Annotated in this window: 12 protein-coding genes; 8 read left to right on the top strand and 4 right to left on the bottom strand. The window is 71.5% G+C overall.

Annotated features, from left to right (window positions below):
- Positions 1–158 precede the first annotated feature (158 nt).
- The 5 genes from ACFP3V_RS16280 (at position 159) to ACFP3V_RS16305 (ending at position 4888) form a co-directional block, all read left to right on the top strand.
- Positions 159–749, top strand: coding sequence for a helix-turn-helix domain-containing protein (locus tag ACFP3V_RS16280; RefSeq protein WP_380583949.1), 591 nt, complete (start codon positions 159–161; stop codon positions 747–749).
- A gap of 776 nt (positions 750–1525) precedes the next feature.
- Positions 1526–2503 carry a tetratricopeptide repeat protein gene (locus ACFP3V_RS16290; protein WP_380583951.1) on the top strand — a complete coding sequence of 326 codons (978 nt, stop codon included), beginning with the start codon at positions 1526–1528 and terminating at the stop codon, positions 2501–2503.
- A gap of 88 nt (positions 2504–2591) precedes the next feature.
- On the top strand, positions 2592–3221 hold the full coding sequence (locus ACFP3V_RS16295) for a DUF3887 domain-containing protein (protein ID WP_380583953.1): 630 nt from the start codon (positions 2592–2594) through the stop codon (positions 3219–3221).
- 110 nt (positions 3222–3331) lie between these two features.
- The gene (locus ACFP3V_RS16300) at positions 3332–3682 is read left to right on the top strand and encodes a hypothetical protein (protein WP_380583955.1); all 351 of its coding nucleotides are present in this window, start codon (positions 3332–3334) and stop codon (positions 3680–3682) included.
- A gap of 282 nt (positions 3683–3964) precedes the next feature.
- Positions 3965–4888, top strand: coding sequence for an LLM class F420-dependent oxidoreductase (locus ACFP3V_RS16305; RefSeq protein WP_380583957.1), 924 nt, complete (start codon positions 3965–3967; stop codon positions 4886–4888).
- Between the two features lie 282 nt (positions 4889–5170).
- Here the strand turns inward: ACFP3V_RS16305 and ACFP3V_RS16310 are convergent, their stop codons facing one another.
- A complete protein-coding gene (locus tag ACFP3V_RS16310) occupies positions 5171–5653 on the bottom strand; it encodes a MarR family winged helix-turn-helix transcriptional regulator (RefSeq protein WP_380583959.1) in 483 nt (160 codons plus the stop codon).
- A gap of 57 nt (positions 5654–5710) precedes the next feature.
- Between ACFP3V_RS16310 and ACFP3V_RS16315 the strand changes: the two genes are divergently transcribed.
- Positions 5711–6325 carry a TIGR03086 family metal-binding protein gene (locus ACFP3V_RS16315; protein ID WP_380583961.1) on the top strand — a complete coding sequence of 205 codons (615 nt, stop codon included), beginning with the start codon at positions 5711–5713 and terminating at the stop codon, positions 6323–6325.
- Between the two features lie 168 nt (positions 6326–6493).
- Here ACFP3V_RS16315 and ACFP3V_RS16320 read toward each other — a convergent pair whose 3' ends face one another.
- The 3 genes from ACFP3V_RS16320 to ACFP3V_RS16330 form a co-directional block, all read right to left on the bottom strand.
- Positions 6494–6670 carry a hypothetical protein gene (locus ACFP3V_RS16320; protein WP_380583963.1) on the bottom strand — a complete coding sequence of 59 codons (177 nt, stop codon included), beginning with the start codon at positions 6668–6670 and terminating at the stop codon, positions 6494–6496.
- Between the two features lie 179 nt (positions 6671–6849).
- Positions 6850–7524, bottom strand: coding sequence for a Type 1 glutamine amidotransferase-like domain-containing protein (locus ACFP3V_RS16325; RefSeq protein ID WP_380583965.1), 675 nt, complete (start codon positions 7522–7524; stop codon positions 6850–6852).
- A gap of 559 nt (positions 7525–8083) precedes the next feature.
- Positions 8084–8944 (bottom strand): SDR family oxidoreductase, encoded by an 861-nt coding sequence (locus tag ACFP3V_RS16330; RefSeq protein ID WP_380583967.1) that lies wholly within the window; start codon positions 8942–8944, stop codon positions 8084–8086.
- Positions 8945–9097: 153 nt separating this feature from the next.
- Here ACFP3V_RS16330 and ACFP3V_RS16335 point away from each other — a divergent pair, with 153 nt between their 5' ends.
- Positions 9098–9532, top strand: coding sequence for a winged helix-turn-helix transcriptional regulator (locus tag ACFP3V_RS16335; protein WP_380583968.1), 435 nt, complete (start codon positions 9098–9100; stop codon positions 9530–9532).
- 245 nt (positions 9533–9777) lie between these two features.
- A complete protein-coding gene (locus tag ACFP3V_RS16340; protein WP_380583970.1) occupies positions 9778–10524 on the top strand; it encodes an STAS domain-containing protein in 747 nt (248 codons plus the stop codon).
- Positions 10525–10651: the final 127 nt, after the last annotated feature.

The raw sequence follows: 10651 nt of genomic DNA on the forward strand, positions 1-10651 counted from the left end.
CCGGGACCAACCTGGCTCCGTCGATCTTCGGGATTCGGTGAGAGGCCGCCAAGCACCTGGACCGTGCGTGTGACAATCACATCGGCACAGCGCCGGTGAGGTGCGCGGTGAGACCGCGTCACCACCATGTGGTGACGTCGTCAGGGGGTGAACAGGTCGTGACGTACTGGGCCGCGCTGCCCGACGATCTGGGGCCGGCGCACCGGCAACTGGTCACCCGCTTACGCGCTCTCAAGGACGAACACCGCCTGACCTACCAGCAGATGGGCCGGCTGACCCACTACAGCCACGCCTCCTGGGAGCGCTGGCTGAACGGCAAGCGCCTGGTCACCCACGCCGCGCTGACCAGCCTGCTGGCGGCGACGCACGGCGACGAGGACCTGCTGCGCCTGCACGCGATCGCCACCGGCGCCCAGCCCGCTCCGACCCCACCGGAGGCACCCGCGGCCGCCGGCTCGCCAGAGCCCACGATCCGAAGCCGGATCCCCGAAGCCCGCGCGGTCACGACCTCGGGCGCCGCGCAACCGCCACCCAAACCGGCGGTCGCCCAACTCCCCCCAGCCCTGGCCGGGTTCGCCGGGCGCGCGCAGGAGCTGCAGGCTCTGCGAGCGGCCCTGGTGGCGGAATGGGCAAGACGTCCCTTGCCCTCCAGTTGGCCCGCCGCCTCGCACCGGGCTTCCCCGACGGCCACTTCTTCGCCGACCTCGGCGGCACCGACCTCGCGCCCCGCGACCCGCACCACGTCCTGAGCGGCTGGCTCCGGGCCCTGGGCAGCGACGTGGACCCGCGCGCCGACGTGGACGAACTCGCCGGCCGGTGGCGCAGCGCCCTGCACGGCCGACGCGCGCTGGTGCTGCTGGACAACGCCAAGGACACCCACCAGGTGCTGCCGCTCCTGCCCGCCGAACGGTCCTGCGCCGTCCTGGTCACCAGCCGCGACTGGCTGCCCGGAATTCCGGGCGCCCGAACCACGTTGTTGGGCCCGCTGACCGACAGAGAGGCCGTCGACCTGCTGACCGCACGGATCGGTGCTGCCCGCGTGGGCCAGGATCCGGTTGCGGCAGCCGAACTGGCCCGACTGTGCGACGGCATTCCGCTTGCCGTCCAGATCGCCGCGGCCCGCCTGACCGCACGACCGTCCTGGCCGGTGGGCGCGCTCGCGGTCCGGCTGCGTGACGAGCGCCGCCGACTCGACGAGCTCAAAGCAGCCGACCTGACCGTCCGGGCGGTGTTCCACCTGACCTACACCGGCCTGCCCAAGCCGCAGACCGACACGGCGATCGATCTCCGCCGGGCGTTCCGGCTCCTCGGCCTGGCCCCCAAGGAGGTCGGCCTGCCCGCCGCAGCCGCCCTGCTGGGACATCCGGCGCAGGACACCGAGGAAGCCCTCGAACAGCTCGTGGACCACCACCTGGTGGACAGCCCGGAACCGGGACGCTACCGCCTCCATGACCTGCTGCGCCTCTACGCCCGCTAGCAGCTGGCCGAGGAGGACACCGACGCCCAGCGGGCGGCGGCGCGCCGCATGGCCCGCTGGTATCTGGGTGGCGTGGCCGCCGCCGACGGCCTCCTGCTTCCCAACGGCCGCCGCCCCGCGCTCCCGGAGGCCGACCGGCAGCAGCACCCCCTGGTGTTCGCCGACGTCGACGCGGCCACCGGCTGGTGCGACAAGGAGCGCGCGGCCCTGCTGGAGGCCGCTCAACTCGCTTTCGAGCACCAGGCGTTCGACATCGCCTGGCGACTTCCCGTCTTCGCGGGAGGCCCCTTCCGCCAGTGCGGCTGGTACGCGGAGTCACTGGCCATGATCGATGTCGGCCTGGCCGCGGCCCGGGCCGTCGGGGAGAGCGGCGCGGAGGCATCCCTGCTCAACGGGCGCAGCAGCCTGATGACCCTGGCGGGCCGCTTCGAGGAGTCCGCGCAGGACCTGACGGCCGCGCTGCGCATCCGACGTGAGATCGGGGACCGGATCGGTGAGGTGGCCGTCCTGAGCAACCTCGGCAGCCTGCTCTCCCACCAGGGACGGTGGGCCGAGTCGATGACGCACCAGCTCCAGGCTCTCGCCATGTCCCGCGCCCTGGGGCGTCGGTCCGCCGAAGCAAACTCGCTGAACAACCTCGGCACGTGCGCGAACGCCCTGGGCCAGGACGCGGAAGCGCTCGACTACCTGCACGCCGCCCTCGAGATCCACCGGGAGGAGGGCGATGTCGACGGCGAGGCCGTGGCGCTGCTCAACCTGGCCGAGGTCCACCTTCACCACGGTCGGCCGGCGGAAAGCCTCCCCCTCCTCGAACAGGCACTCCCCATCGCCCGGAGGGTTGGCGACCGTTACGCGCAGGCCAGCATCCTCGCCGACCTCGGCCGGATCAAGGCAGCCGACCAGGCCCCGACCCAGGCTCGCGCCCTTTTCCTGGAGGCCCACGCCCTGTGGCAGGAACTGGGCCATCACGACGCCGCGTTGACGGTACGCGCGGAGATCGAGGCACTGGGCACGGGCGGCGACTGAAGCAGCGCTCCCCTGCCTCGGCGCACTCACCGGACGAGGCTGTAAAGGGATCCTTGACGAGCCGCCCGTGTAAAGCCATCCTTGACATGTGACTGATTCACCGATGCCGCTCACTGGCCTGGCTTCCCGCCTGGCCGAGCAGGCCGGGCTCCTGGCCCGGTCCACCGGCAGCCCCGTGGCCCAGCCGGCCTATCTCGACCTCGTCCGCCTCGCCGCGGACGTCGACGGTCTGGCGGAGCAGGTGCTGAAGCTGTCCGTGCAGCAGTGCCGCGACGCCGGCCACACCTGGCAGGAGATCGGGGACCTGCTCGGAGTCACTCGCCAGGCCGCCTTCCAGCGCTTCGGCAGACCCATCGACCCGAGAACGGGGCAACCCATGGACAAGACCGTGCACATGACCGACGCCGCCGCCCGCGCCACCCGGATCGCAGCCGCGGTCCTCGACGGCCGCATGGACGACGCCCGGCCGTCGTTCAACGCCGAGGTGCTGGCCGCCTTCACCGACGACGTCCGCCTCGACGGCATGGCCACGGTGGCCGGCCTCGTCGGCGCCTTCGAAGGCTTCGGCGAGGGCGAGCCGTTCGTGCGACGCATCGGCGACCACACGGTCGTCGACATCCCCTTGCGCTATGAGGCTGGCGACATGAAGGCCCGCATCGCGTTCGACTCCGACGAGAAGGTCGCGGGCATCTTCATCCTCGCCCCCGAGACGCCGTGACCCCCTGGCGCCATGACCCCGTGGCGCCATGACCCGGTGACGCCCCGGCCGGTGACCGGGCGCACCGATGCCCCCAGCGGCCGACGGACCGTAAGGAAGGGACCACGACCATGACCACGGCCGCCTACGACGACGGCACCATCCGCTGCGACGACGAAGGGATCGCGATCCGCCGCTACTACCCCTGGGGCACCAAGCGGATCCGCTACACCTCGATCCACAGCGTCCGAACACTCCCGCTGACCGGCGTCAACAAGGCGCGCAGGTGGCGCATCTGGGGCTCGGGCGACTTCGTCCACTGGTCGAACCTCGATCCCCACCGGCCGCACAAGGACACGGCGCTCGTGCTCGACGTCGGCCACCGGGTCCACCCGACGATCACCCCGGACGACGCCGCCGCCGTCGCCCGCATCATCACCGAAAGAGCAACCGCGCGATGGCGCCGTACCTCACCACGCTGACTCCCCTGGCGGTCCTCCTCGCGACCGTACTGTGGGTTCACCACGACGCCTCCGCCCACTCCAGGCGGGGAACGCCCGTCTCCTTCTCGGTGGGATCGATGGAAGTGGCCACGCCCGCCACCTGGGCACTGGGCTGCCTGTGCCTGTGGATCCTCTTCATGCCGCTGTACCTGACCTGTCGGCGACGAACCCCTTAGGCCCTGCCCGGCACTGAGAGCCGGCACGGCGCGCGAGGCGGCAGGTCGGAGGGGGACGCCGTGGCGGCTGACGTAGGTTGGGGACATGGATCTTCGTGTCTTCACAGAACCGCAGCAGGGCGCGACCTACGACACCCTGCTGCGCATCGCCCGAGCCGCCGAGGACTTGGGGTTCGACGCGTTCTTCCGTTCGGACCACTACCTGTCCATGGGCGACTCCGACGGGCTGCCGGGGCCGACGGACGCGTGGACGACGCTGGCCGGGCTGGCGCGCGAGACGAAGCGCATCAGGCTCGGCACCCTGATGACCGCCGCCACCTTCCGGTACCCGGGCGTACTCGCGATCCAGGTGGCGCAGGTCGACCAGATGAGCGGGGGACGCGTCGAGCTCGGCCTCGGTGCCGGGTGGTACGAGGCGGAGCACACCGCCTACGGAATCCCGTTCCCCGCGAGCAAGTTCGGCAGGCTGGAGGAGCAACTGGCCATCGTCACCGGGCTGTGGGCCACGAAGCTCGGCGAGACCTTCGACTTCGAGGGGACCTACTACCGGCTCAAGGACTCCCCCGCGCTGCCCAAGCCGGTCCAGGAGCAGATCCCGGTCCTGGTCGGCGGCACCGGCCCGGTCCGCACGCCCGAGCTCGCGGCACGCTTCGCGGACGAGTACAACCTCCCCTTCGTCTCCGTCGAGGAGACCGCCGCGCAGATCGACAACGTGCGCGGCTACGTCGAGAAGGCCGGCCGCGCGCCGGAGTCTATGCGGTACAGCAACGCGCTCGTCGTCTGCGTGGGCCGCGACGACGCCGAGGTGGCCCGCCGTGCCGCTGCCATCGGCCGCGAGGTGGACGAGCTCAAGGCCAACGGACTGGCCGGCACTCCCGCGGAGGTGGTCGACAAGATCGGCCGCTATGCCGAGGCGGGCAGCAGCCGCATCTACCTCCAGGTGCTCGACCTGGACGACCTCGACCACCTGGAGCTGATCGCCTCGCAGGTCGGCACCCAGCTCGGCTGACGGGCAGGTACCCGATGGGGCTGCCGAACGTCCTTGCTGCGCCCGGCTGCTGACGCACAGCCAGGACATGCGGCAGCCGCCCGCAGCAGCGGCCCGCCCTCAGCGCGTGCGCCGCCGGCCCGAGTTCGGCTCTCGTCACCACCTCGAAGCCGGAGGCCCAGGCCGGGCCTGCCCCGGGCCTGGGCCGCTGGCCGTCCGGCGAGGCAGTGGCGACCGCGGCACCGAGCCGACCTCGACGCAGCGCCTCGCCCGCCGAACCCCCGCGACGGCGACGGCCGCCGATCACTCGGCGCCTGACTCCCTCTCTTCCGCCGCGCGGGTCTGCGCCTGCGGGCCGAAGTCGACGTCCGACAGCTGCGACAACGAGCGCAGGACACGGAGGAAGGCGTCGCGGTCGCGGGGTGGGACGCCGGAGAGCAGGCGGCGTTCGCCCGCCTGGATGGCGGACTGGACCGTGTCGCGCAGGCGGCGGCCCTCCGGTGTGAGCGAGAGAAGGCGGACCCGGCGGTCGGCTGGATCGGGCCGGCGGAGGATCAGACCACGGGCGGCGAGGTCGTCGAGAACCGGGATGATCCGGGTCTTGTCCGCCCGGATCGCCTCGGCCAGGGCCGCCTGGGTGCGGACCGGCGCGTCGTCGAGGTGGAGCAGCACCGAGTATCCCCACATCGTGATCCCGTACGCGTCGAGGACTGGCTGCTCGGCGGCCATCAGGGCGCGGCCCAGCGGGACGATCATGGCGGCGAGGTCGGGGCGGTTCTCCGGCATGGCAGGAACGTACCCGTTGACAATCCATATGCATGAGCACATCGTAGGCATATGCATATGGATTCGAAGGAGTTCGATCGCCTCCTGCGGCTCGACGCCGAGGCGGTCCGCGACAGCGCCGGATTCGCCGCCCAGGCCGGCCCTGGAGATCTCAGCCGTCCGACCCCCTGTGACGGCTGGGACCTGAGGCGGCTGCTCGCCCACATGACGGCGCAGCACCGTGGCTTCGCGGCAGCGGCCCGCGGGCGGGGCGGGGAGGCGGGCGTATGGGCGGAGTGGCCGACGGCGTCGGATCCGGTGGCGGACCACCTGACCGCGGCCGAGGACGTGACCGCGGCCTTCGCCGAGCTGAGCGGCCCTCAGCAGGCCCTCGCACTGCCGCAGTTGGCTCAGGACGGACAGTTCCCGGCTGCCCTGGCCGTCGGCTTCCACCTGGTGGACTACCTCGTGCACGGCTGGGACGTCGCCCGGAGCCTCGGTCGCGACTACGACCCGGGGGACGAACTGCTGGAGGCAGGGCTGGCCGTCGCCCTCGCGGTCCCCCGCGGCCAGGCGCGCCTCGCCGCGGGCAGCGCCTTCAAGCCCGAACTGGACCCCGCTCCCGGGGCCGGGCCGCTCGACCGCACCCTCGCGCTGCTCGGTCGGCGCCCGGACTGGACCCCCGCCTGCTGAGGCCGCGATGGGTCGAGAGGGCTCAGCAGGCGGGTCCTCTTCGCCGCGACGCGACGCGACGCGCATCGAACTTCAGCCGCCCCCAGTGGTGTGCCGACTCGGGGGGCGGCATGTGAACGCCTTGAGCGCCATGGGAGTTGCGGCGCGGAGGGTCGAAGGCCCCTCAAGCTACTCCAGGAGGCCCTCGTCGCGCCCGTCCGGGTCGGCGGTCTTCCGGGGCGTGGACCCCTCCTCTGCCTGGACGACCTCGGCCAGGTCGGCCAGCTCCTCCGTGGGCGGCGTGGCCGTGGCCATGGCCGTGGCCTCGCTGTCGGCCTGCCCGTCCTGCACCGCTCTCCGTCTCATGTGCCCAGGGTGCACCCCGGGCGGCCCCGTCGGCGAGCCGATGCAGGCAGGGCCTGCTTGCGTTCGCGGCACCGGTCGCACACGCGCGTCTCGGTCGCGGTGCGCAGTCCCGGGCAGCTCCATCGCAGCTGAGGTCTTCACTCCTGATCGAACCCCAGCACTGCCCCCAACGCTCGTGGTCAACTCGACCAGCGCTCGAAGAGCTTCCACTGACCTTCGGAGACGACCTCGACGGCGCCGTCCACCACCTTGATGGCCGTGGCATCGTCAATCGCGTATCCGGGAACCGGCATCCGCGAGGCCCACTTCTGAGCGTGGGCCATGGTGTTCTGCGGGCACATCGGGTTGTCCAGGTGAGGGAAGATCGAGAACTCGACCATGCCCAGAGCGCTGTCACCCCCGGCGGCCGGCTTCCAGCCGACGAACTCCTCCCCCACGTGCGGGGCCATCACCATGCTGCCTGCGCTCAGGCCCACGTAGACCGTCTCCCTCAGCGACGGCAGGAGATCCGCCAGACCGGACTCGCACATCCAGTGGTGCAGATACAGGACGTCGCCACCGCACACGAGCAGGGCGTCGGTCTCCCGGACCACGGGGACCCAGTTCTGCTCGTCGACACTGGGCAGCGCGGTCAGCTCCAGCATGCCCACGGACTTCCACCCCAGCTCGACCATGGGCGTCGGGGTCTGCCCGGCGATCTGCCGCCATGTCATGACGGCGGTCCCGGGCATGCCGTACATCGCGGTGGGGACGCACAAGGCGGTGGATTCGGCGATGGGTTTGCCCAGCAGGTCGCACAGGGCCTCACGAATGCTCTGGTTGCTGACGCCGCCTGACGTGAGGAGGAGCTTCATCGCGCCTTCCTTGTGCATCGGAGCCGTGCTGGGCAACAAGGAGCCACGGTGGGCACCTTGAACCGCCGCGGGGCATTTCGGCAGACGAGTCAAGCACGAGCCGCTGACGCGGACAAGCATGGGAGTGGGCGCCGGTTCGCTCGGAAGACGGCACAGGGAACCGCTCCGCAATCCCGCCGATCAGACAGGCATCGGAATGGACGCGGGACCCGCCAGAGCTGCGACCACGGCCTCGCTACCAAGCCTGGCGTCCTCCTCGTCCGCGACCAGGGCAAGCACGCGCCCCACCGGCGCGCCGACCCTGACCGGGCGCTCGGCCGCGGTGACGTCGCCGCAACACGGCCCTTCGAGTCCGGCCGCGCCACGCCTCACCAGACGATCCCCCCACGACGCTCGCGGCGAACGGCTCAGGCATGCCCGTCACCCCGACCGTGTCCAGGTTGACTGTCGAGCACGACTGTCGGCCACGGCTCCGGCCCTGGGGACACCGCCCGCCCTCCGACTGCGACAGCAGCCCACGCCCGCCCTGGTCGCACCCTGCCGTCCAGGTGGTGCCGGGCTAGAACGGCGCGGCTGCGATCGCCTCCGCCAGGGTCATCGGCGGGCGGCCGATCAGGCGGCGCAGGTCGCCGGAATCGGTGTACATCTCGCCACGGCCCAGGCCGAGGTCGGCGTCGGCCAGTACCTCCGCCAGCTCGGCGGGCAGGCCGGCGGCGACCAGCACCTGGGCGAACTCGTCGACCGGCAGGTCGGAGTAGGCGATCTGCTTCCCGCTCGCAGCAGAGATCGCGTCGGCCAGGTCCGCCAGCGTGAACGGCTCGTCGCCGCCGAGCTCGTACACGGCGCCGGCGTGGCCCTCGGCGGTGAGGACGACGGCCGCGGCCTCGGCGTAGTCGGCGCGGGACGCGGCGCTGATCCGCCCCTGGCCCGCGGCGCCGACAACGGCGCCGTAGTTGAGGATTCGCGCCAACTGGCTGGTGTAGTTCTCCAGGTACCAGCCGTTGCGCAGCAACACCGTGGGGATTCCGCGGTCCCGCAGGTGCTCTTCGGTCTCGCGGTGTGTGGCTCCGATGACGGTGGTGGCCGTGTCCGCGTGGGTCGTGCTCGTGTACACCACCAGCGACACGCCCGCGGTCACGGCGGCGTCGATCGCCCGGCGGTGGTTGGCGACTCGCTCCTCCACGGGGACCGAGGCCGAGATCAGCAGTAGCCTGTCCGCCCCCGCGAAGGCTTCGGCCAGGCTGTCGGAGTCCGTGAAGTCGGCGCGGCGCGTCGTGACGCCCCGCTCCGCGAGGTCCTTGAGCCCGGCTGGGTTCCTGCCGGTCGCGATGATGTCCGCGGCCGGGATCCCGCGACGCAACAGCGCCTCGACGGTGAGCCTTCCCAGCTGGCCGGTGACCCCGGTGACGACGATCGACATGGCGGTCCTTCCTTCCTTTCCCGCGTGCCTCGCACGCCTCCCGCTGCTCGTCCGCCGCGGGATGGGAACCAGGATGAGCTGCATGCTCTCCACTGGGAAGTAACCACTTCCTGGTAGGGTACTCACCCGAGTGAAAGTATCGAGGTGAGCCTTGTGGCAGGTGTCGGGAACGTGACCGGGGCCATAGCGTCATTCGATCCGTACGAGCGCGGGTGCCCGTCGCGGGATCTGCTCGACCAGATCGGCAGCAAGTGGGCGGTCCTGGTGCTGGGCGAGCTCGGCCGGAACGGGGCCTGCCGGTTCAGCCGGCTGCGACAGGCGCTGGCGGGCGTCAGCGAGAAGATGCTCACCCAGACCCTGCGCACCCTCGAACGCGACGGACTGGTCAGGCGGACCGTCTACCCGGAGGTGCCGCCGCACGTGGAGTACGAACTCACCGCGCTCGGCCAGACTTTGCGGGAACCCCTCAAGGCGCTCACGGAGTGGTCGGTGCGGCACATCGAGGAAGTCATCACCGCCCGCCGGGAGTACGACGGCCGTACTGCGCGCATGTCGCCCGCAGGGGCGACCGAACCGGCTGCGCCGTAGCCGACGAGGCCGTGAGGCCGGGGGGACGATGAGACGACCGGCCTCGCCGAGCCCGGACACAATCCGTGGCTGGCGGGCGTGGCGGGCGCTGGGCCACTGGGCTGGAAGCCGCCACCGTCACCGGGGCCTCCGGCAGCTCGCGGGGTACCTGCACCAGCGGCCGCCTGGTGACACTCGGGCCGACCGGCACCGCCTCGCCCCGTACGTCCCGGCGGACTGTCCCGGCGGCAAGAATGGTCTGGCATATGCCAATTGACAATTCCACCCAAACTTGCCCGGTCTTCGCGTCACGCACGGCGCGCGGCCCGCAACGCGCCCCCCTCATAGGCGGATTGGCAGTCTCACCAGCGGTCTGGCGTGACGATGGACCCCGTCGCACCGACCGACCGAAGGGAGACAACCATGAACAGGCTCCCGGCAAGCGCGAACCGGCTCGCGGCCGCACCCGTGCCGAGATGGCCCACAGTGCCCGGGCGTGGTACGAAAGCGGCGTCGCCATCCGCGACATCGCCGATCTCCTGGGACGCAGCTATGGAGCCGCCCACGCACTGCTGAGAGAAGCCAACACGCCGCTTCGCGCCCGCTGGGACAGACCCGACCGACGCACGGCCGGCGACCGCTCACTCCTGCGGATGAAAGTCGCAGCCCACCGCGACACGCTCACCGTCCGGCTCGACGGCGTCTTCGACTTCCACACCTGCGCCACTCTGCCCGCCGCGCTGGGGCCGGTCCTCGAACGCGGTATCAAGACGATCAGGCTCGACGGCTCCGGGCTGCGCTTCTGCGACACCGGCGCCGTCAACACGTTACTGCGTCTTCGCGAGGCCGCCGTCCGCCGTGACATCGCGCTGCGCCTGTGCCGACCCTCCAAGGTCCTCGAAGAGATCATCGACCTGACGGAAACCAGGCCTGTTCTCCTGCCGTGCCCAGGAACCCGGTCCTGCCAGTGTTCCGCTCGTCCGGCCGCGCCCCACGCGCGGTCGCGGGGTTAGGCCGTACCGATCGTCGCCTGCAGGACCGCGAACCCGCCTGTCGCAGGCCATGGTTGGGTGCTCAGATGCGCCGCACGTCGCATGGCCGGGGGCGGCCCAGGCCGCAACGCGGCCGGCTGCCGGCCGC

The sequence above is a fragment of the Streptacidiphilus monticola genome, from assembly GCF_042658505.1.
Lineage (GTDB): Bacteria > Actinomycetota > Actinomycetes > Streptomycetales > Streptomycetaceae > Streptacidiphilus > Streptacidiphilus monticola.

Coding starts and splice junctions, on each gene's coding strand:
- ACFP3V_RS16290 (WP_380583951.1), top strand. CDS start 1,526: ATGGCCCGCTGGTATCTGGGTGGCGTGGCCGCCGCCGACGGCCTCCTG.
- ACFP3V_RS16300 (WP_380583955.1), top strand. CDS start 3,332: ATGACCACGGCCGCCTACGACGACGGCACCATCCGCTGCGACGACGAA.
- ACFP3V_RS16305 (WP_380583957.1), top strand. CDS start 3,965: ATGGATCTTCGTGTCTTCACAGAACCGCAGCAGGGCGCGACCTACGAC.
- ACFP3V_RS16310 (WP_380583959.1), bottom strand. CDS start 5,653: ATGCCGGAGAACCGCCCCGACCTCGCCGCCATGATCGTCCCGCTGGGC.
- ACFP3V_RS16315 (WP_380583961.1), top strand. CDS start 5,711: ATGGATTCGAAGGAGTTCGATCGCCTCCTGCGGCTCGACGCCGAGGCG.
- ACFP3V_RS16320 (WP_380583963.1), bottom strand. CDS start 6,670: ATGAGACGGAGAGCGGTGCAGGACGGGCAGGCCGACAGCGAGGCCACG.
- ACFP3V_RS16325 (WP_380583965.1), bottom strand. CDS start 7,524: ATGAAGCTCCTCCTCACGTCAGGCGGCGTCAGCAACCAGAGCATTCGT.
- ACFP3V_RS16330 (WP_380583967.1), bottom strand. CDS start 8,944: ATGTCGATCGTCGTCACCGGGGTCACCGGCCAGCTGGGAAGGCTCACC.
- ACFP3V_RS16340 (WP_380583970.1), top strand. CDS start 9,778: ATGCCAATTGACAATTCCACCCAAACTTGCCCGGTCTTCGCGTCACGC.